The sequence below is a fragment of the Streptomyces sp. RB17 genome, assembly GCF_009604455.1.
Classification (GTDB): Bacteria; Actinomycetota; Actinomycetes; order Streptomycetales; family Streptomycetaceae; genus Streptomyces.
In genome coordinates, this window is sequence record NZ_WEGL01000005.1 from 726447 (window position 1) to 747161 (window position 20715).

Annotated in this window: 17 protein-coding genes and 6 pseudogenes; 15 read left to right on the top strand and 8 right to left on the bottom strand. The window is 68.5% G+C overall.

Going from position 1 to position 20715, the window contains the following annotated elements; genetic code table 11:
• Positions 1-100: 100 nt before the first annotated feature.
• On the top strand, positions 101-1000 hold the full coding sequence (locus SRB17_RS25060) for a LysR family transcriptional regulator (protein WP_228396236.1): 900 nt from the start codon (positions 101-103) through the stop codon (positions 998-1000).
• A 203-nt stretch (positions 1001-1203) separates the two neighbouring features.
• Positions 1204-1398: pseudogene (locus SRB17_RS46600) on the top strand (IS630 family transposase); the annotation flags it as partial.
• 531 nt (positions 1399-1929) lie between these two features.
• Here the strand turns inward: SRB17_RS46600 and SRB17_RS25070 are convergent.
• Positions 1930-2544: a zinc-binding dehydrogenase gene (locus tag SRB17_RS25070; RefSeq protein WP_323376197.1), complete on the bottom strand. Its 615-nt coding sequence runs from the start codon at positions 2542-2544 to the stop codon at positions 1930-1932.
• Positions 2545-2918: 374 nt separating this feature from the next.
• On the opposite strand from SRB17_RS25070, the gene SRB17_RS25075 reads away from it, so the two are divergent.
• The 3 genes from SRB17_RS25075 (at position 2919) to SRB17_RS25085 (ending at position 4788) form a co-directional block, all read left to right on the top strand.
• The gene (locus SRB17_RS25075; protein ID WP_153542307.1) at positions 2919-3548 is read left to right on the top strand and encodes a DUF3887 domain-containing protein; all 630 of its coding nucleotides are present in this window, start codon (positions 2919-2921) and stop codon (positions 3546-3548) included.
• A 38-nt stretch (positions 3549-3586) separates the two neighbouring features.
• Positions 3587-3922, top strand: coding sequence for a hypothetical protein (locus SRB17_RS25080; protein ID WP_228396238.1), 336 nt, complete (start codon positions 3587-3589; stop codon positions 3920-3922).
• Between the two features lie 95 nt (positions 3923-4017).
• A complete protein-coding gene (locus tag SRB17_RS25085) occupies positions 4018-4788 on the top strand; it encodes a transposase (RefSeq protein WP_153542308.1) in 771 nt (256 codons plus the stop codon).
• A 21-nt stretch (positions 4789-4809) separates the two neighbouring features.
• Here the strand turns inward: SRB17_RS25085 and SRB17_RS25090 are convergent, their stop codons facing one another.
• Positions 4810-5226, bottom strand: a complete 417-nt coding sequence (locus SRB17_RS25090) for a nuclear transport factor 2 family protein (RefSeq protein ID WP_323376198.1) — start codon at positions 5224-5226, stop codon at positions 4810-4812.
• Positions 5227-5438: 212 nt separating this feature from the next.
• Positions 5439-5743 (bottom strand): annotated as a pseudogene (locus tag SRB17_RS48555) (IS256 family transposase); the annotation flags it as partial.
• 295 nt (positions 5744-6038) lie between these two features.
• Here SRB17_RS48555 and SRB17_RS48560 point away from each other — a divergent pair.
• From SRB17_RS48560 to SRB17_RS25115, 5 genes and pseudogenes are all read left to right on the top strand, one after another.
• Positions 6039-6374 carry a HAMP domain-containing protein gene (locus SRB17_RS48560; RefSeq protein ID WP_416237085.1) on the top strand — a complete coding sequence of 112 codons (336 nt, stop codon included), beginning with the start codon at positions 6039-6041 and terminating at the stop codon, positions 6372-6374.
• Positions 6375-6483: 109 nt separating this feature from the next.
• Positions 6484-7704: pseudogene (locus SRB17_RS25105) on the top strand (RNA-guided endonuclease InsQ/TnpB family protein).
• Positions 7705-7907: 203 nt separating this feature from the next.
• Complete coding sequence (locus tag SRB17_RS45525) at positions 7908-8141, top strand: hypothetical protein (protein ID WP_194294124.1); 234 nt, start codon at positions 7908-7910, stop codon at positions 8139-8141.
• Complete coding sequence (locus SRB17_RS45530) at positions 8138-8425, top strand: sensor histidine kinase (RefSeq protein ID WP_194294125.1); 288 nt, start codon at positions 8138-8140, stop codon at positions 8423-8425. Before SRB17_RS45525 ends, SRB17_RS45530 begins: the two co-directional genes overlap by 4 nt.
• A 144-nt stretch (positions 8426-8569) precedes the next feature.
• Positions 8570-8867: pseudogene (locus SRB17_RS25115) on the top strand (DNA helicase); the annotation flags it as partial.
• A gap of 167 nt (positions 8868-9034) precedes the next feature.
• On the opposite strand, the gene SRB17_RS25120 reads toward SRB17_RS25115, so the two are convergent.
• Positions 9035-11320, bottom strand: coding sequence for a protein kinase domain-containing protein (locus SRB17_RS25120; protein ID WP_153542311.1), 2286 nt, complete (start codon positions 11318-11320; stop codon positions 9035-9037).
• Positions 11321-12163: 843 nt separating this feature from the next.
• Positions 12164-13666, bottom strand: a complete 1503-nt coding sequence (locus SRB17_RS25125) for an ArnT family glycosyltransferase (protein ID WP_153542312.1) — start codon at positions 13664-13666, stop codon at positions 12164-12166.
• A gap of 372 nt (positions 13667-14038) precedes the next feature.
• Here SRB17_RS25125 and SRB17_RS25130 point away from each other — a divergent pair, with 372 nt between their 5' ends.
• The 3 genes from SRB17_RS25130 (at position 14039) to SRB17_RS25140 (ending at position 17145) form a co-directional block, all read left to right on the top strand.
• The gene (locus SRB17_RS25130; protein WP_153542313.1) at positions 14039-14347 is read left to right on the top strand and encodes a helix-turn-helix domain-containing protein; all 309 of its coding nucleotides are present in this window, start codon (positions 14039-14041) and stop codon (positions 14345-14347) included.
• Positions 14347-15873 carry a helix-turn-helix domain-containing protein gene (locus SRB17_RS25135; RefSeq protein WP_153542314.1) on the top strand — a complete coding sequence of 509 codons (1527 nt, stop codon included), beginning with the start codon at positions 14347-14349 and terminating at the stop codon, positions 15871-15873. The genes SRB17_RS25130 and SRB17_RS25135 overlap by 1 nt, the downstream gene beginning before the upstream one ends.
• Before the next feature lie 165 nt (positions 15874-16038).
• Positions 16039-17145 (top strand): FAD-dependent oxidoreductase, encoded by a 1107-nt coding sequence (locus SRB17_RS25140; RefSeq protein ID WP_323376199.1) that lies wholly within the window; start codon positions 16039-16041, stop codon positions 17143-17145.
• Positions 17146-17310: 165 nt separating this feature from the next.
• On the opposite strand, the pseudogene SRB17_RS25145 reads toward SRB17_RS25140, so the two are convergent.
• A pseudogene (locus SRB17_RS25145) lies at positions 17311-17886 on the bottom strand (transposase); the annotation flags it as partial.
• Complete coding sequence (locus SRB17_RS25150) at positions 17858-18322, bottom strand: winged helix-turn-helix domain-containing protein (protein WP_228396239.1); 465 nt, start codon at positions 18320-18322, stop codon at positions 17858-17860. The pseudogene SRB17_RS25145 and the gene SRB17_RS25150, both read right to left, overlap by 29 nt.
• Before the next feature lie 214 nt (positions 18323-18536).
• Here SRB17_RS25150 and SRB17_RS25155 point away from each other — a divergent pair, with 214 nt between their 5' ends.
• Positions 18537-18932, top strand: a complete 396-nt coding sequence (locus SRB17_RS25155; RefSeq protein WP_153542315.1) for a VOC family protein — start codon at positions 18537-18539, stop codon at positions 18930-18932.
• Between the two features lie 17 nt (positions 18933-18949).
• On the opposite strand, the pseudogene SRB17_RS25160 reads toward SRB17_RS25155, so the two are convergent.
• Positions 18950-19132: pseudogene (locus SRB17_RS25160) on the bottom strand (IS630 family transposase); the annotation flags it as partial.
• Between the two features lie 120 nt (positions 19133-19252).
• Between SRB17_RS25160 and SRB17_RS25165 the strand changes: the two are divergent.
• Positions 19253-19828: a transcriptional regulator gene (locus tag SRB17_RS25165; protein WP_323376200.1), complete on the top strand. Its 576-nt coding sequence runs from the start codon at positions 19253-19255 to the stop codon at positions 19826-19828.
• Positions 19829-20715 lie beyond the last annotated feature (887 nt).

Below are 20715 nucleotides of genomic sequence, written 5' to 3' on the forward strand. Positions count from 1 at the left end.
CTTCTCGGTGGAACTCCTCGCTTCTCGCGAACTCGACACTATGACTTGGGAGTTATCGTGTCTAAGATGAATATTGCTATGGCGTTATGTGTCCGGAGGCATGATGGAGCTGAGCTCGCTCAGGCACTTCCTGGTGGTCGCGCGGCTGGAGCACCTCAGCCGGGCCGCCGACGAACTGCACGTCGCCCAGCCGTCGCTGAGCCGGACCATCGCCCGGTTGGAGAGCGAACTGGGCGTGCCGCTGTTCGATCGGGGCGGCCGGCTCCGGCTCAACGACAGCGGCAGGGTCTTCCGGGACCACGTCGAACGTGCCCTGGGCGAGCTCGACGCGGGGCGGCGCGCTGTCGCCGAGGCCACCGGCGAGGGCCTGGGCACCGTGAGGCTGGCGTCGGAAACCTTCCTCACGCTCACTGGTCCGCTGGCTGTCTACAAGCGTGCTCATCCCGCCGTTGAGATCGAGCTCCACTGGTCGCCGCCCGAGGACATGGCGCGCCGCTTGCGCGCCCGGGAGGTCGACCTGTGCGTCGCCTCGCAGCCGATCCATGTCGAGGGCCTGGAGTCCGTGCAGCTCTTCGAGGAGGCGGTGGGAGTGGGCACGCCGCTCGACCATCCGCTGGCGGGCCGCACGTCTGTGACCATCGACGAACTCGCCGACCAGCCCTTCGTCACGGCCCGCGAGGGACACTGGCTACGCCGGCTGCTCGACCGACTCTTCGCCGCCCGCGACCTCACCCCGAAGATCGTCTGTGAAAGCGACGAACACAGTGCCATCGCCGACCTGATCAGCGCGGGACTGGGCATCGGCCTCGCCCCCGCCTTCGCCCGCCGCAGCGTCACACGCGCCCCCGTCGCGTGGATCCCCGTCGACAGCCCCGACTGCCGCCGCACGGTCACCCTCTACTGGGCCGCCGACAACCACCTGTCCACCGCCGCCCGGCTGATGCGCACCACGATCACCGACTGGGACTGGACCACAGGAGAGCCCCAAGCCGAACGCTGACGATCGGCTTGCCCGGGGGGTGTGACACGCGCCAAGCCTCGTGGCACCGTGCCCCGGAAAGGCCCCACACTCACCGGGAATCTCGCCACCATGTCCCACGCCGCGCGGGATTGGGTGTGTGTAGTGCTCTGACCGCATGGGTTGGCCGGGTTGTTGGTCGAGGCGGTTGGATGTGCGGTGACCTCCGTCCGGCTGGGGGTGTGGTGGCTGAGCCTGTCCGTGTGCGGATGTTGACCGACCAGGAGGGCAGAGGCTGTAGCAGATCGTGCGCCAGGGCAGCACGAGTTCGGTGCGCAATCGGCGGGCGATGACGCTGCTGGCCTGCCTCGGCCGGCGGGAACCGGGTGCCGGTGATCGCGAAGCTGGTGCAGGCCGATGAAGACACCGTCCATGGGGTGTCTGCTCAGACACGCCACTCAGCCGACGGTTTCAGTCGCCAGGTTGTGACTGAGCATCTCAGTTGGCCAATCTGAGCTCTGTAGTTGGCCACCGCAGGTACGGGCCCGCAGATGGCTATGCCACATTGGTGCGCATGTCAGATGCCGTGTACGGACTGGTCGGGGCGCTTGGAGGGTCGCTGGTAACCGCTGCGGTCGTTTTTCAGGCAGAGATAGGACGGCTCGTTGACGTCCGATCGACGCTGCGTGCGTGGCAATTGGTACTAGACGATGCCCTTGCGGAGATGCAGCTTCTTGGCACCCTCGACGTGGATCGATTCAGGGAGAAGGAGCAGGAGGCGATGGCGAAGGGCCTGAGGGCTCTGGACGAGGTCATGCACGACCACTGGTATGTGGCCGCTTTGTTCGGCAGCCCCCCACCAGCGGGGCCAGATGAGCGAGATCATCGAAGAGCGTCTGGAGAGCATCGTCACTTGACACGCTCTGCTTACAGCTCGGCCCCATGTCGAATTCGGCAGGCGCTCTGCAGCCCTAGGGCCGGAGCACGATCTTGCCGTGGGTGTGTTGCTGTTCCAGTTCGCGGAAGGCGTCCCGCACCCGTTCCAGCGGGTAGGTGCGGGCGATCGGCACCTCCAGCTGGCCGCGCGCGGCAAGCCGGGCCAACTCGCCGAGTACGACCGCGCACGCCGCCGCACCTTCTCCATAGGTCCGCGCGCCGACCTCGGCCGCGGCCTGCCAGTCGCGGATCGTGTTGATTCGCTCGGGCCGCACGCCCAGCTCCACTGCCAGGGCCACGTAGCCGTCGCCGAAGGTGTCGATGAACGCGTCGACCCTGCCGCCGGACGCCTGACGGATCCGCTCGGCCACACCTGGCCCGTACTCGACCGGGGGAACACCGCGATCCTTCAACCAGGCGTGGTTCCGCTCGCTCGCCAGCCCGATCACCGTGGCGTCGCGCCGCCGTGCGAGCTGCACGGTAAGCGACCCGACGCCGCCCGCCGCACCGGAGACGACGACCGTGTCGTCCGGGCCGGGGTCCACCGCGAACACGGTGGCGTAGGCGGTCGTGCCGGCCACGTACAGCGCCCCGGCCACGTCCCAGGCCAACCCCGCCGGACGGGAGACCAGATTCACGTCGTCGACCACGACGAACTGCGCATGGCTGGCCCGCCTGTGGGTGAAGCCCAATACCGGACAAGGCTTGGCCGGCTGCGCGCTAGAGAGCCGACGCCTACCGTGCCACCGCATTCAAAGATCAAGCGCGGATCCGTATTCCCAAGAGCACCACCGACGGCGATGCCGTCCGTGCCCGGGACCCACCCGTGGCCTGACTCGCACCGTGCAACTCGGGCTCAGGCGCCGACGTACTGGTGCCCGTCGTACTTGCTCGCATCGGGTCTCCTTCGTCTAGAGGTGTGGATCGCATCGACCGGCTTGAAGCCCGGATGCGAGCTCATCGGCTGGCTGGGCAGCCGTAAAGGATTCCTTGACATCCTGAGGTGTAAAGATATTCTTTACGCATGGTCGATTCCTCCCAGAGCCTCACCGCCCTGAGCCGCTTGCTGGCCGAGCAGGCCACCGGCCTGGCTCAAGAGGTAGGCAACCCGTTGGCGTCACCCGCCTACCTCGATGTCGTCCGTCGCGCCCGGCACGTCGACGACCTGGCCGAGCAGGTGCTCAAGCTGTGCGTACAGCAGTCCCGGGACGCCGGCCATACCTGGCAGGAGCTCGGCGACCTGCTCGGAGTCACCCGCCAGGCCGCCTTTCAGCGGTTCGGCAAACCCATCGATCCCCGAACGGGAGAACCCATGGACAAGACCGTCCGCATGCCCGACGCTGCAGAACGCGCGATCACGATCGCCACCGCCGTCCTCGACGGCCGCATGGACGAAGCCCGGCAGTCCTTCAACGCACAGGTCCTGGAGGCATTTACCGACGAGGTCCGGGCCAACGGCCTGGCCACGGTCACCGGCCTCGTCGGCGCGTTCGAAGGCTTCGGCGAGGGCGAGCCGTTCGTCCGACGCATCGGCGACCACACGGTCGTCGACATCCCGCTGCGCTACGAGGCCGGCGACATGAAGGCCCGGGTCGCGTTCGACGCGGACGAGAAGGTCGCCGGAATCTTCATCCTCGCCCCCGAGACTCCCTGAACCGCCGCTCCGCACGCCGACAGGTTGAACATCAGGGGATGCAGATGAACACGAACACGGCCGCCTATGACGACGGCGGAATCGTCTGCGACGATCAAGGCCTCACCATTCGCCGCTGCTACCCATGGGGGGCGAAGCGGATCCGCTACACCTCGATCAGTGGCGTTGAAACTCTCCCTCTAACCGGACCGAACAGGGTGCGGAAGTGGCGAATCTGGGGCTCGGGAGATTTCATCCACTGGTGGAACCTCGATCCGCGGCGGCCGAAGAAGAACGTCGCACTCGTGATAGACCTGGGACGCCGTGTGCGCCCCACGATCACTCCCGACGATCCGACCGCCGTCACCCGGATCCTCACCGAAATGACCAGGTGAACGGGCGCGGGACGGGAACGCAGTGCACCAACTGATCAGCCGCCACGACTAAGGGCTGTCCCGTAACGGCTGATCTTTACGACATGATCTTGTCTATGCCTGGTCTGATCACGGCGTCGGAGCCGTCCTGGATAGCCCCGTTCGCCGGGATGAGCCCGCGGCAGTTCGGCAAGCTGGTCACTGCCCATCGGCGCGAAGGCGCGGACTCGGCCTGCAAGGGTCGGCCGTGGAGTCTGCCGCTGCATGACCGGGTCTTGCTGGTCACCGCGTATTGGCGGACGAACCTGACGCTGCGGCAGCTCGGCCCACTGTTCGGCGTGTCCAAATCGGCTGCCGCACGGATCATCGGTCATCTCGGGCCGCTACTCGCCCTGCGGCAGCGCAAGCGGTTCCGCAAGGAGACCGTGCTGATCGTGGACGGCACTCTGGTCCCCACCTGCGACCACATGGTCGCCGAGCAGTCGAAGAACTATCGTTACTCCACCAACCATCAGGTCGTCATCGACGCCGACACTCGGCTCGTCGCCGCCGTCGGCCGGCCTCTGCCCGGCAACCGGAACGACTGCAAGGCATGGGAACTGTCCGGAGCCAAGACCGCTGTCGGGAGGGCCGTTGTCATCGCCGACGGTGGATACCGGGGAACGGGCCTGGTCATCCCGCACCGCCGCGAGCGCGGACATGACGACCTTCCCCCTTGGAAGGAGGAGCACAACGCCTCCCATCGCAAGGTCCGAGCCCGCGTCGAGCACGTCTTCGCCCGCATGAAGAGCTGGAAAATCCTGCGCGACTGCCGCCTCAAAGGCGACGGTGTCCACCACGCCATGCTCGGTATCGCCCGCCTGCACAAAGTCGTTCTCACCGGTTAGGACCAGGGGGGACGTGCCTGGTCAGCCGGGCTTTGTCATCCCACCCAGGGGAGTTCGGCGTGGCGAGAGTCTGCGATAGCTGATCCGCCAGCCGTCAGCGGTGCGCACGACAGTGTCGTCGTAGGAGACGGAACCGCAGGAACCGTCCGCTTTGATACCCAGCCCCTTGGAGCGGACCTGCACCCGACCGTCCGCCCATGCGGTTACGACGACGTTGGTGACGTGGTGCGCGACGGGGTTGGCCGCTCCCAGCGCCCATGCCGCTTCCCGGATGGCCGCCACCCCGGACAGCGGCTCCTGGCCGAAGTCGGTGAGGTCGTAGACCACATCGGCGGTGAACAACTCCTCCAACTGGTCAAGGCTTCCGTCGTCAACGAGGTGACCGTGCAACGAGACCAGTTCGATGATGGCCAAGCGATCTTCAAGAGCGAGCGACACACGAGTCCTCTCCGGCCCGGCGTGGAAAGCACCAGGCCGAGCATCGATCCGACGTCAGAGCATGGCATCACACCGCTCAAAGCGTTCGGGCGCGTCCGGCAGGAGCATGGCCGTGCACGTCGTGATCGTCCCTTATCGGCGGTCAGCCTGCCACCGACTTCTCCACCTGCGCCCTGCCACCCTCAGCTGAAGCACGGCTTACGGGACAGCCCTTAGGCCGCTGCGACCTCGGAGCGCTCGACCAGGACGCCGTTCTCGAACCGGGCTCCGGCGCGGAGCAGGAACATCAGGGAGGCACCGGTGATGCCGCGCCTGCGTTGGGGGGATGCGACGAGCTTGAAGACCATCGCCGGCGCGGCGGCCGGGCTGCCCGCGCCGTGGGTGACCCGGCCCCGGAACTTGACGGAGCTGAAGGTCGACTCGGATTCGTGGTGCGCAGGTGGACCCGGTGCTCGGCGGGGGAGCCGTAGAACGCCGGCACCTCCGCCGGTTCGTCGGTGGTCTTCGCCGCCGCTCGTACCTTCGTGATCGACGGCGTGAACCGGTGGAACGACCACGCCTGGCAGACCGCCGCCCGAACCTATTTCGCAGCCAAGCAGGTCGACGCCGAACTGCGCCCCGCCCACGGCCCCTGGTTCACCACACTGGCCGCCGGAAGCCAACCGGCCCGCATCGCCCCGGCCGAGAGATTCACCGTGCCCGGCCCCGGCAGACAGGCCGACCTGGGCAGTGGCTGGGTCATCCCGCACCCCACCACTCGCACCGGCTGGATCCTGCCGTTCACTGCCAGAGCGAGGGTCCTCGTGCTCACCGTGTCGGCCACCGGCATCCTCCTCGGCCGCCACGTCGTCCGCCCCCTGGCGGCGATGAGCCAGGCCGCACGTAACCTCGCCGTCCAGGAAGGTCCAACGCCCCTGCCCACGGCGCGCGTCCGCGAGGTCGCCGACGTCGCCTCCGCCCTGAACACCGCCGCCGGCCAGCTCCACGAGGCCCGCGCCCAACGCGCCGAACTGGAAGACCAACGCCGTCTGTTCATCGGCGCCATCGCCCACGACCTGCGCACCCCCCTGTTCACCGGGTTCCTCCGAGGATGCCCTGGCCTTCAGGCCGGGGAGGAATCGGAGTCCTGCGGAGCAGGGCAGGGATAGCCGGGTCGCCGTCAGGGTGATCCGGCGTCCATCCCGCACGGCGGTGATGTCGCGCCCACAATTGATCAAGAACTCTCAACTGTCAGTCCCCTCGGGTAGGTTCGGATGCATGACGACAGAGGCGACCACGAAGGACACCGGGCATGCCCGGTACACCTTCCGTGTGCGCCTGTCGGCTGCTGCGCGGCGCGCACTTGAAGCGGAGTGGGCGCGCTGCCGGTGGCTCTGGAATGAGTGCGTCGCGAAGTCCAAGCAGGTCCACGTGCAGAGCCGGGCGACCGGCGAGAAGGTGACCTGTGGTCCGGCGTAGTTGGACAAGATGCTGACCGAGGCCCGCGGGGTGACGCCATGGCTGGCTGAGGGCGCGTCGGTGCCGCAGCAGCAGGTGATACGCGACTTTGCCAAGTCCCGTGCCAAAGCGCTGAAGGACATCAAGGACCGGTTGCCGATGCACCGCCGGGCCCAGATGCCCCGCTTCAAGAAGAAGCGGGAGGTGCGGTGCAGCCTCAACTACACGAAGCGCGGTTTCCGCCTCAAGGACGGCCGCCTGCACCTTGCGGGCCAGATCGTGCTGAGGGTGGTGTGGTCGCGGCCCCTTCCGGCCGATCCGTCGAGTGTGCGCGTGTATCAGGACACGCTCGGACATTGGTATGTGTCCTTCGTCGTTGCCGCGCAGAGCGAACCGCTCGCCCGCACGGGGCGTGTGCTCGGGGTGGACTGGGGTGTGAAGGAGGCCGCCACGACCACCGACGACGCCTACGATCTGCCGCATGGCGAGCACGGCAAGCGGGCCGCGCAGCGGCTGGCGAGGTATCAGCGGATGATGGCCCGGCGTCGGCGTCCGAAGGGACAGCCCGCATCCGCCGGCTACCGGGCCGCGCAGGCGCAGGCGGCGAAGCTGCACAAGAAGATCGCGAGGCAGCGTGAGGACACCGGCCGTAAGTGGGCCAAGTCCGTGATGCGCGGCCATGACGGGGTTGCGGTGGAGGACTTTAGGCCGAAGTTCCTGGCGAAGACCACCATGGCCCGCAAGGCGGCCGATGCCGCCATCGCCGCGACGAAGCGTGCCCTGTGCGAGATGGGCCGCAAGCACGGGCGGGACGTCCGTCTGGTGCACCCGGCGCACACCACGATGGACTGTGCCAAGTGCGGAGCGAGAACCAAGCACGCACTACCTCTCTCGATGAGAACGTATGCCTGCACCGCGTGTGGAGCCGTGTCCCCCAGGGACAAGAACTCCGCCCGCGTGATGCTGGTCCGGGCAGGTTGGAACCCGGACGGTGTCGAGGGCGTAAGACCACCCGAGCCGCTGGCTCCGGTGGCGGCCTGAGCCGTAAATCCCCGCTCAGCCCTGGAGGGTGACGAATCCCCCTCCCTTCAGGGAGGGGAGCCTTCAAGCTGCGCTCCTACCTCGACGGCCTCCACGACGGCCTGGCCACCACACCCGAGCGAACCGACCGCTACCTCCAGGTCTGCCGCCGCAGCGCCGACACGCTCGACCACCTCGTCACCGACCTCTTCACCTACGCCCGCATGGAATTCCTCGACCAGAAGCCCACCTTCACCCAGGTCGACATGGCCGCGCTGCTCCAGGGCACCGTCCTCGCCCACCAGCCCCGGGCCCGCACCCAGGGCATTCAACTCATGATCGAGGCACCCGACGACAGCTGCCTGCCCGCCGGCGACGAACACCTGCTGACCATGGCCATCGGCAACCTGATCGACAACGCCCTGCGCCACACACTCCGGGCGGACGTATCACCGTGACGTGCCATCACGCCGGGCAGCAGGTGCTCACCAGCGTTGCCGACACCGGAGCCGGCATCGCCCCCGACGACCTCCCGTACGTGTTCGAGCCGCTCTACCGTGCCGAGTCCTCTCGCAACCGCGCGACCGGCGGGGCCGGCCGCGGACTCGCGATCGCCCAGCGCGTCGTCCACGCCCACGCCGGCACCATCACTGCCACGAACACCCCGGAAGGCGCCCGCTTCACCGTCGTCCTTCCCACCGCCCCGCCCGGGCGCCAGGCCGGCGTCGTACAGGAGCCCTGACCGAACGACGCACACCCCCACCTTTGCAGGCGCCGCGCTCCGGGCCTCACGCCTCACGGCCTCCAAGCACCGCAGCGCTCGCTTCGTAAGCGGGCGTACATCTGGGCGTGTGGGTCGCGGCGAAATGCGCTCCGACTGCACGCCAACCCCGTCGTGGAACAGGTCTTCCTCGCCCGACGCGACCACAGCCAGCTCGTCATGGTCGGCGACTTCGCCCAGGCCATCTACCAATGGCGCGGAGCCAAAGACGTCATGACCGGCTTCCACGGCACCCGGCCGGCCCTGTCACAGTCCTTCCGCTTCCGGCCCCACCTCGCCTAGGAGGCCAACCACTGGCCCCACCTGGCCGACGCTCCCATCAGACTCAGCGGCGCTGCCACCGTGCCCACCGAAATCGGGCCCCGTCACCAACCCTGATGCCGTACTGTGCGGCACCGACGTCGTGGGCGACATCCAGCGAATGCCGGCTCCCGGGCGGTGACAGGGCCGCGTTCATCGGGTGCGCATGGGACACGCCGCGGCCCAGGATGCGCGATGCGTAGCACCTACCCGGGTCCGAACACACAGGTCAGCCAGCGGTAGTGGTCGCTCTCCACCAGGCCCAAAAGGTCACACGCGCACCGCCCACAGTGTGCCGCTGCCGTCGAGGAACACGATCGAGTCGCCGCTCGCGGCAGGCTCGCTCATGGCCGTGCTGTCGAACTGGCCTGTCCAGAGCGTGCGGCCGTGCTCCACTTCGACGATCCGCACGCTGGTCCAGCGTTGGAGCACGCGGGCCTGCCCTGTCCCGGAGAGCATGGCGTATTTGCTGGTGGTCTGCACTCTCGGAGTAGCGGCGTGCCACCGTTTCGTGCCGTCGTCGGCGGCCAGGCACACCGGTCCCGATCCCGTGGGCAGGACGAACCCGCCCGCCACGCTCGTCGTCCCCTGTTCCTTCAGGTCAACCTCTTGGTACGTGCTGCCGTAGGTCCAGGTCTGCTCGCCGGTGAGTCCGTTCAGTGCGGTCGGTTTCCGGCGGGACCCCGCGGCCAGCGGAAGGAACACCGTGGTGCCCGACACCAGCTCGTCGAGCGGCTGGAAGGCCCCGGCGGCGTATGCATCCGGCTTGGTCTTCTGGAACGGGCTCCGCCACATCACCTCTCCCGTGGCCGCCTTGCGGCAGACGAGATCGACGGGGTCCGTCCTGCCGGCCTCGTAGCAGAGCAGGCCCTCCCCCAGGGGCTGCGCCAGGTCGCCCTGCGGTTGGAAGCCCGAGCGTGTCCACAGCTTCTCGCCCGTTCTGCCGACCACGGCGATTCCGCCGCTGCACAGGATCAGGTCGTCGGCCAGGATCCACGTGGCGGCGTACGGGGAGGACACGTCGATCGCCCATCGCTGCTCGCCGGTGCGCGGATCGGTTCCGCTCACGTATCCGTCCTCCCCGCTGATCAGCAGGCCGCTGGGCCGGTGCACATCCAGCCCCATGGCGCCGTAGGGCACCGACCGCTGCCAGCGGCGCTCGCCGGTGGCGGCGTCGAAGGCGTGCACCAGTCCGCCTTTGTCGGCGGGGTCCTGGGTCAGGGCCAGCAGCGTGCCGCCGACGACCGTGAAGCGTGCTTCCCGGGCCCAGGCCGCGTCGAGGGAGACCTTCCACACAGGCTTGCCGGTGGCGAGGTCGAAGGTGTGGAGCGCGGCGGTCTCCCGGTAGTAGTGGCCGGCGGCCACATGACACCGGCCGCCGGCCAGGACGACGTCAGGGCCGTCGGAGTTGATCAGGTCGACGTCCGCGATCTTCTGCGACCAGGCGACGGGGTCCCGCTCGGGGTCGCCGGTCAGGTACACCGCCGCCGCCCCTCCGGCGACCGCGACCGCGGCGACGCCCGCACCCTTCAGGAGCAGGCTGCGTCGGCTCATGCCTGTGCCACCGAATGACCCTGCAGGCGCCTGAACCGTAGATGCCGCCGCGAGATCGTCGGAAACGGAGGCAGCCGAAGGCGGTGAGCTCGCCCCGTGCTCCTCGCGGTCGGCGGCGGTGGGGGTGTAGCGAACGGCGGGTACGGCCTGCCGCACACCACCGAAGCGCCGCAACTCGTCGGCGAGTACGGCGGCCGATTCGTACCGCTCGCGCGGGTCCTTGGCCAGCAGCCGGCCGACCAGGCGGTCCCACGCAGCGGAGACGCCGGGCACGAGGCTGCTCGGCGCGGGGGGCGGATCGTGAAGGTGCGCCGTGACATACCCGAGGGTGTCCGGGGCGTCGAACGGCAGGCGCCCGGTGAGCAGTTCGAACAGTACACACCCGAGGGAGTACAGGTCGCTGCGCTGCTCGGGGCGCCCGCGTGCCTGCTCCGGTGCCATGTACGCGGCCGTGCCCACCATGAACCCGGTGTGGGTCAACCGGTCACCGGTAGCCGAGGCGTCGGCGGCGCGGGCGATCCCGAAGTCGAGCACCTTCAGACTGCCCGAGGCCGCGACGAACAGATTCGCGGGCTTGATGTCGCGGTGAAGGATGCCGGCGGCATGCGCCTCACCCAGCGCGTCGCACACCTGCGCCCCCCACCGCGCCACCTCCTCTTCGCCGACAGGTCCGCGCCGGACAACCGCGTCCAGACCCTCGCCCTGGAGCAGCTCCATCACGAGGAACGGCGTCGTGCCCTGGCCGGTGGCTGCCTCACCGAGGTCGTGGACGGTCACGATATGGGGATGCTGAAGCGCGGCGGTGATCCGCGCCTCCCGCAGAAACCGGGCGCGCGCCTCGTCGGCCCGACTGCCGCCACCCGCGAGGACCGAGATCACCTTGACTGCGACCGGCCGCCGTAGGCTCGCGTCCTGCGCCTCCCACACCTCTCCCATCCCGCCGCGCCCCAGCGGGCGCACCAGGCGGTAGCGGTCAGCGAGTATCAGATCCCGGTCGTCCACAGCCCCAAGTCCCCTGGCGGTAAGCGGTTTTCACTCGGCAGCGTTGATCGTAGACCGTGCCCGCCCGATGACACACGGCCCGGGCGACAGCAGACATCGCCCGTCCGCTCTCGCGCCGGAGCGCACCGGGCCACCGGTCCGGGACTCGACTCCCTGCGGTACGCCAACGGGCCGGCCCTACCCTGCGCCTGCCACGTCTCGGCGACAACGAGGGCCCCATCAGCCCAGCGCGGCCGACGCAAAACCGGAGCGCCCGACTTTGGTGCCGGGTCCTCCGCCACGTACTGGGCGCCGGGCGCCACCACCAACTCCACGGCCTGCTCCGACCGCACAGGCATGGCCGTCACGTACGTAGTCTCCGTGGCGCTGAGAGGAGAGCGTTGCCCAACTGTCGACGGCTGGGAACTGCCTGATGCCGACGGACGCCCCTTCACGAGGCCCTTTGGGTCTCTTCGTTCTTCGGCGTCGCACTCGTCACAGCCGTGGAGTACGCACGGGCAGCCCACCCGGCCGGCACCCAACCTTTCGGAAGTTCTGGGTCCACGTGCCTGCACAGTACGACCCAGCGGAACCGGCATCCTTGATGGTGTTCCAGGACGGATGGTGGTACCTGGGCCCCGCAGGGGAGGTACGCGGCGCGATCGTCCTGGACAACCTCATTCACCGCGGTGACATACCCGTCACCATCGGCGCGTTCGTCGATCCTGGCGTCTTCCCTCACGCGGAGAACCCCAAGAACCGCGACAACGAGTACGACGCCTTCGACGACCAGTACGTCACCTTCCTTCTCACCGAGATCATCCCGCAGGTTGCGGAGCGCAATGTGCAGAGGAACGTGGCTGCTCAGTATCGGAGCAGCAGCGGCCAGAGTTCGAGCCATGGCCGGTCCGGCCCTGCGCAGAGCACCACAGCCGCGTGCTGCTCCTGGTTCGCGGTGTCGTGCCCGTTGTCGACGCGCGCCATCGTGCGACAGGCGGTGAAGTGGTGCTCCAACTCGGGGTAGTCCGCCGGGTGGACGAGCAGCACGGGACCCGTGGCGGTGGCCGGCGGCGGGCCCCAGGCGTGCAGGCCCATGTGGCCGGAGTACGGCGTGGGCAGACCGAGGGCGGGCCCGTACCGTGCGATGGCCCCGGCCTCGCCGTAGTTCGCGGTCAGCAACACGGCAGTGGCTCGCTGGTCGGCGGGGATCGCCTCCCAGCCGGTGGCGGTGGCGCGTGCGAGTTGAGGCCAGCCGACCTCCTCGCCGAGGTCGGGGTCGACGGCCATCGGCACGGACAGCGCCGATGCGGGCAGCACTGGCAGGGCGGCCAGGGCGCTGGTGAGCAGGGCCGCAAGCAGTCCGCCTGCCAGCTTGATGCGGTGCTCACGGATCCAGTGGGCGTAGGGCTCGCAGCCGGCGGCGCTGATGGCGTACAGCAGCGGAATCGGGTAGTACCCCTTGCCGCCGCCGGCCAGCACCAGCAGGCACAGCACCACCCAGGCCACTACAACCGGTCGGGCCCAGCGAAGCTCCGGCCGGCGCAAGAGCCGGCTCAGCCCCGTCAGCCACAGGGGTGCCAGTATCGGCGAGAACTGGAGCAGCTGCATCGGCAGGGCGAGCAAACGCCCGCCGGTTCCGACATCGGCGCTGATTCCGTGAGCTACCGTCAGTTCGGGCCAACCATGTGCGGCCTGCCACCACAGGGTGGGGATCGCGAAGGGCAGCGCGGCGAGGACGGCGGTCAGCGGGCCCAGCAGCGCACGTGGACGCGGTACGAAGAAGCCGCGGGGTCCGGCGGTCAGCACGCCCATTGCCAAGGCCGGCAACAGCCCCAGCACCAGCAGCTTGTTCAGCAGTGCGATGCCGATCAACGCTCCCAGCGAAGGCCACCAGCGGAATTCACCCGTGCGCAGCACTCGGAGCATCAGCAGAACAATCGCCAGCCAGGCTGTCAGATCGAAGGTCGCGGTGGAGAGCAGGTGGCCGATTCCGAGCGTATAGCCTGAGCAGGCCGCGGCTCCTGCCGCGAGTTCCTGCCCGCCGCGTCCGGCACCCAACTCTCGGGATATCAACGCGGTGAGCGTGATCGTGACCGCGGTGAGCAGCGCGGGCAGGATCCGCACGCCGGTCGGGGTGGAACCGAAGAGCTCCGCGCCGAGCCTGGCCAGCAGCGGCGTGAGCGGTGGCTGGTCCGGATAGCCCCAGGCCGGGTGCTGGCCGGCGAGCAGGAAGTACAGCTCGTCGCGATGGAAGCCATAGCGCCCCGACAGCGCGATCAGCAGCGCCGCGGCCGCAGCGGCGATCCCCCCGACCGGCCCGGCTGCGAACCGCCGCAGGCACGACTGCGCATCCCCCCGAACGTGCATGTCGGCATTGTGACAGTCCAGACGGGGTCGGAGAAGGTCTCAGAAGACGCTGGGTCGCTCTACCCGTGAACGCCACCGGCAAGAGCGGCATCCACCCGATGGGTCGCCATGCCTCGCCCGCAGCCCCGCGCCAAGCAGTGCCAGTCCCGAGCTGCCGGAAGACGGTGCCGTCGAACGCGGCAGCCTGGTCGAGCATTCCGGCGATCACGGGGGCTACTCGCACCGATTGAGCGTTCAAGTGCGGTGCACTCTATAGCCGCAGGCTGCCGACTGGCTCAAGGTGAGGGCGGTATCTGAATTCGGCCGATTCAGCTCCACGGTGCGATGCGAAATACGTATAGAGAATGCTTGATCGGTGGTATGGTCTGCGTTATGGGTATGAGTCTGGAGGAGCGGGTGCGGTCGGCTGTGGCGGCCCTCTTGCATGCCGCCGGCGAGTCACAGACCGATCTCGCATCTGTTCTCGGGGTGAGTCAGACTCAAGTGAGCCGCCGTCAGTCCGGCTTGGCTGCATGGAGTCTGACTGACTGCGACGCGGTCGCCGGGCACTACGGGATCGATGTCCTCGATCTCCTGGCAGGACCCACCCGGGCTGCTGAAGCGCTGCCTGCCGAGCGTCGCCGTGTTCCCGGCCGCCGTACCGCGGCCGCTCGCGCTGCGAGCGCCGACGGAGAAGCGTGATGACGGACTTCGGTGCGATCGACGCGCTGCTGGCGGGGGCCAAGAAGGAGGTTGCGCTGCCTCCGGTGGAGGAGCGGCGCGCCCTGCGCGAGGGGCTGAACGTCTCGCGTGTCCAGCTCGCCCAGACCTTGGGGGTCAGTCCGTCGACGGTCGGGGGCTGGGAGTCGGGGCGGGACCCGAGCGGCGAAGTGCGGGAGAAGTACGCGTACTTCCTCAACGGTGCACGGACCAAACTGGCGGCCGAGGAGCCCCGCAAGAACCCGGCTGTCGAGCCGGAGGGCATGGTGCCGGCGCAAGCCGAGCTGTCCGTCGGTCAGGACGACGACGTCGAGGAGCTCGCCGTGCCCCGGCCCTGCGCGCTGTGCGGGCAGCCGGCCCGCCAGCAGGTCGCCGGATTCCCCCAGCACCTGGACTCCGCCGACTGCGGTGCCGACAAGACCGCGCGGACGGTCGGGCCCGCGGTGCCGGTGAAGCCGGCTTCGCCCAGGGAGCCCCGACAATCGGAACCCGCGGGCCGCCGCGGGCAGCCGGAAGCCGGGGTCAGGATCGTGCCCGTGGGCCGTCGGCTGAAAAGTGCCGATGCGCCGGACCTGATCGGCTCCGCTGTCGCGGCCGCGCTTGCCGAGCATTCCGGCGATGTCGAGGCGGCGACCCAGGCTCTGGTGAAGCGGGCGATCCCGGACGCGATGGCGCTGCTGGAGCACAGCCGCAAGGGCGGCCGGTACGAAGTCATCGCGCATCCGTGGCTGCCCGACGTCCTGCGCAAGCAGTCCTCCCGCGGCGCGGACCAGATCTGGGAGGCCCGCCCCAAGTGGGCCAGGCCCGAACTGCCGCCGGGGGAGCACGAGGTCACCGCGCTCGACGTGAACGGGGCCTACCTGAGCGCGCTCAAGACTCACCTGCCCCTCGGCCAGCTGGAGCACTCCACCGGCAATCACCACGACCGGCGCCGTGCCGGCGTGCATCTGATCACCCCACCGGACTGGGAACACGACGCCTGTCTGCCGAACCCGATCGGCAGCCGGGACGAGCCGGGACCGTTCTGGGTGACCGAGCCGACCCTGCGCCTGCTGCTGCGGATCTCGGGCCAGAAGTACGGCCTGTGCGACCCGCCGGTGATCCACGAATCATGGACATCCGGCGCCACGGAAGGCCTGATGGAGAAGTTCCGCGTCGCCATGAAGGACGCGCGGGACCGTGCGATCGCCGATGGTGATGAGGTGACGCTGGAGTACGTCAAGGCGATGTACTCGAAGTTCGTCTCGACGCTGGGGGAGTCGAACTACAACCGGGAGCTGTACCGCTCCGACTGGATGCACCTGATCCGCTCGCAGGCCTTCGCGAACCTGTGGTGGAAGGCCCACCGCGCCTACGACGAGGGCCTGATGGTCGTCCGGGCGATGGGCACCGACGAGCTCCACGTCATCGGCGACTGGCGCACGGTGTTTCCCGAGGGCCGCGGCGTGACCGAGGTGAAGGTCAAGGAGGTCTACACCATCAGCACTTCCAGTGCGACGGACTACTGACTTCGGCCCGTCAGGTTGAACTTCCCTGAAGTCCCTGATGGGCCCGGAGCGGGGGCGGGGGGAAGTAGTGCCAGACAACCGCAGCAAGCGGTGACCGGTGCTTGCATGCTAGGAAGGGGAGTTCGCCGATGATCTGGGCAGGGGGCGTTCGTGAGGATCGGGTCTGTGAAGCGGCCTGAACGTGTTGCTGTCATCGGAGTGGGCATCCTCGGAGCCAGCGTGGGCTGGAACCTGTCACGGCACGGCGCCAAGGTCGTCTTCATCGACTCAGGCCAACCAGGCGAAGGCGTCACCAACTGGTCTTTCTCGTGGGTGAATGCCAGCAACAAGACCGCGCGCAAGTCCTATTTCGACCTGAACGTCGCGGGTATGGCAGCCCATCGTGAGCTTGCCAGGACCATTGGGCCAGACTCATGGTGGTATCCCAGTGGCCACTTGCGCTGGGCAGACGATCCCGCAGCGGAGATGAAGCTTCTGGAAACAGCCGGTCTGCTGGCAAGCTGGGACTACCGGGTCGAGGTGTGTACGGGGGTCGAGGTGCGCCGCCTTGAACCTGCTCTCACGGTGCCCGGCGAGGTTCCAGTCGTGTTCTATCCGGACGAAGCCTGGGTGCACGGACGTCATCTCGTCGGCCGCCTGGTCGGCCAGGCCGTTGCATCTGGCGCCGAACTCCGTTGCGGCACCGCGGTCTGTGGCATCGGCACCGGTACCGACGGGAGCATCCGGACAGTTGCTCTGTCCGATGGGAGCTGTCTCGACGTCGACATCGTCGTGAACGCAGCGGGCCCCAACGCCTCTCACGTCGCCGGGCTCATCGCACGGCATTTGCCGATGCGCCGGGAACCCGGCGTCGTCACCCGGATCGACTGCGCTCAGGTCCCTGTTCGCCGGGCCATGCACGCGCCTCACATCGAGATCCGTCCTGACGGCGACGCTTCAGTGCTCCTCCACAGCCGCGAGATCGACGCACTCATCGACACAGGCGAAGATCCAGCCCAACTCGCACGGCTGCTCCACGAATCGGCGCGGCACGTCGTTCCCGAACTCGGCAACTCCCGCATCGCACAGACACGGGTAGCCCACCGGCCCATCCCAGCCGACGGATTCCCCTCGGTGGGAGCGGTACCGTCGGTGCCGGGCTACTACGAGGCCGTCTCCCATAGCGGCATCACGCTCGGGCCGGTAATCGGCCGGCTTCTTGCTTCGGAGATCCGCAGCGGGAAGAGTGGCGAGATGCTGGCGGACTTCCGCCCAGAGCGGTTCCCCTCGTGACGGCCCGGGCAAGCGCCACCAGCATCGCGACCAGGCGGAGCGTCTCCGTGCGCCCGAAACAGGCACGTAATGCCGCGCCACCGCGTCACGCGAGCCGGAAAGACCGGACGGTCGTCCACCTCTGCCGCTCCACCCCGCGCACGAGTCACCGACTTCGGCCCGTCGAGGCGGCGCCGGACCGACGAGGGCCAGGCCGGTCCCCGCTACGAAACCGTTGAGGGCGTCGGGCCGGTACTGGAGGCGGTTGAGTCGGTTGCGGACGAGCGTTTCCAGGCGGTCGAGGGCGACGACGGCGAGGTTGGCCAGGCTGCGTTTGACGTGTGCCCACACGTCCTCGACGGGATTGAGGTCGGGCGAGTACGCGGACAGCAGGAACACCGTCAGCCATTCACGTTCGGCGATCAACTCACGCATGGCGTAGGAGACGTGCATGTTCAGACGGTCCCACACGAGCACGATCGGCGCCTTGACTAGCTGATGGACACCGTCGATCAACGCGACGAAGTCCCGCTCGCCCATGCTGCGTCGCTTGCCTTTGCCCGCGGGGTGGGTGCGCAGACGGTGGCGTAACCGGGTCCGGGAACCGGGCCGCATCGCGATCAGCCCGGCCACCGACAGGCGCCCCGAGCGTCTCCCACTGACTGTCACGACCGGCGTGCGACCGCGCCGGCCCCAGGTGCGTCCTTTGGGCGGCCGCCGGGTGAAGCCCGCCTCATCCTCGAAGCAGACGTAGCTCCGCAGGCCGTCCGGGCTCTTTTACCTCCTCCCACGCCGCCTCCTTCCACACGGCTACGGCCGTCTCGTCGCGTTCAGCGACCCGCCGCGCGGGCACCTGCGGGCTGAAGCCGAGCCGGTGCATCAGCCTCGTGGCACCCGAGACACTGTGGGAGACGTGGAACTTCGTGCCGATCAGCGTGGCCACCCTCACTGCCGTCCACACCTGATCCTCCACCCAGCCGTGCGCGGCCGGGCCCTGCTCCAGATACACGGCCAGCTTCTCCAGGCAGCGCGGAGACAGCCGGAACCGCAATCCGCTCGGGCCACGGGAGGCCAGCGCCTGCACACCGCCGTCCCGCCAAAGCTGGTGCAACTGGTAGGCCGACTTCCGGCTCACCCGCAGACGCCGCGCGACCTCGATCGGCTTGATCTTCTGCTCGAACAGCTCAGCCGCCTGCATCCGTACCGTCCCCGGCGCCATCGTCCCGCAGCAGACAGCCCGTCCCCATCCCCATACCTCACAGACACCACGGAATACAGCCAGCGCCGCGAGCCCGTCAGGGACTTCGAGCCTAGATGATCGATTCCAAGGGTTGGTGGTCGTATCGATTCCGGACCGGAGGGGTGGCGCGGTCACATAGGCTAAGCCCCCGTCCGCACTGTCTGGGGGAGTCATGACCAGTAGGTTCACCGAGTTGGTTGTCGACTGCCACGATCCGGAGCGGCTCGCGGCCTTCTGGTGCGCGGTCCTGGGCTTCAAGGTGATCGACCGGAGCGAGGGCAAGGTCGAGATCGGTTCCTGGGAGCCGACCGTCGAGGAGGTCCGGGCCCGCCAGATGCCGCCCACCCTGCTCTTTATCCGGGTGCCTGAGGGCAAGACCGTGAAGAACCGGCTCCACCTGGACGTCAGCCCGATCGACGGCAGTACCGACGACGAGGTGGCCAGGCTTCTTGGCCTTGGCGCCGCCAAGGTGGACGTGGGCCGGGACCCCGGCCAGAGCTGGGTGGTCATGGCCGACCCTGAGGGCAACGAGTTCGACGTCGTGCGCACCCTGGCACCGTCCAACTAGGCGATCACTCCCAAGGGTTACTGACGTTGTTGGCGTGATGTCGTCAAACTGAGGCCGGTTTCAGCGAGACGTCCGTCGACGAGATTGCTGCGGTACTGGATCTCGCGGAGGCCTCGCCGGAGGGCGCGCATCAGGTGGTCCGGCTCGGTGAAAGCGGTGTTGGTCTGGCTGCTGCGTCGCAGCAGCGACCACATGCTCTCGGACTTTGCTGTAGAACCCGGGGCGGTTGGCGTCTCGGCCCCTCAAATCTTGTAGGATTGGCAAGCGTTGGAATGGGATCTCCTGGCTTCCACCAATGCGCTGCGGGCAAGGGGTAGAGGGTGCCGGATAGGAACATCGAGTTCGGTAGATACGGGGCCAGCGGCATCAAAGGGCACGAAGCCGTTGCGCGTCAGCTCGATGCGCTCGCCAACTTCATCGCCACCCCGATTTCACAGCGGCGCGGCCTGCTCGCGCGGCTGCACTACCTCACCCGAACCGCCCATGCCCGTCAGGCGGCCCGTGAGGCCGGCCTCACTGTCACCAACCGGACCCTCCAGGCATGGCTGGACGGCAAGCGCAATCCGTCGCAGCAGAACCTGCAGGCCGTCGAGGGCGCGTACCGCGCCGTACGCCGTCACAACGTGGCCAGGTACTTGCTCGCCCGCTTGAACCGCCAAGGCCGTGGAACCCGCGTCGAGTTCCACCCGCTCAACCAGTCCCAGGTCCCCCGCCCACGTCAGCGCGCCTTGTCGTTCCGCACACTCAATGTGCGCCACTGGGATCGAATCGTCGAGGCCTGGGCCAACGAGGACGACGAGGCCCTGGACGACGCCTGGGTCAACGACGCGACGGTGGACCTGGGCTCCGAATGGGGTCAGTACGAGTACGTCACCAACATCGGTTTCGCTGCCTGACGTCAGGAAACGGCCTGGGGCCGTGCCGCGGCCGGGCGTCCTCTGAGGCGGCCTCCGGTGAGGCGGCCACTCCCGGCGCCGAGCCCTGGCACCATGTCCTGGCCAGCACGCCCGACGTCGGCTCCTGGAGCACCCGCTACCTCGACCTGGGCTACCACGACGGGAGCGGCCCCCGCGACTGACCCCTCGCCTGCCCTGCCTGCTCCACCCCGCCCCCGCGCCGCCGCGTCAGTGGTCTGCGACGTGGGCGGCGAGACGGTGATGGGGCAGGGCTTCGGCGTAGTCGGGTGGTGTCCGATTTGCGCTCGAGCGACGTCGGTCGCCGGCACTGGACGTCCCGGGTCCCGTCGGGGCCCGGTCCCGACCCCGCGTCTGGGGTCGGTCAGCACCGTGGGGCCCCTGCGGTCGCCGCGCTTGGGTCCGGAGCGTGCCTGTCCTTTTGGTGTCCGTGCGGGTGCTGCGCGCGGTGTCTGGGCGGGTGCTCAGGCCCGGGGGTCGGCTGGTCGCGTTGGTGGGGCACTCTTTCGTGGCTCCGCGGCCTGCAGCTGCCGCAGTGGCGGTCGGTGTGGGACAGGCCGTGTGGGATGCGGGCCTTGGTGTCATGGTGTGCACGGCTGTTCGCGGTTGCGTGGGTGGCCCGTCCGCTTGTATGCCGCGGGACCTTGGCGATCGCCGCCGTCATGTCACCTGCGGCGAGTCGCGCGCTGGTCTCCCGCCGGATCAGTCCCCGCTCCGGCTTCTCGCCGGATCGGTCAGGGAAGCCGTTGCCGAGACCGTAGTCGGATCTCAGCATTCCGGGCATTTCGGCCCGGAAGGTCCGTCACATCACCAGAGCGTCAGGGGCTCGGCTTGGGGACGGTCTCTCGTTTCTGTCTGCCGCGGGTGCG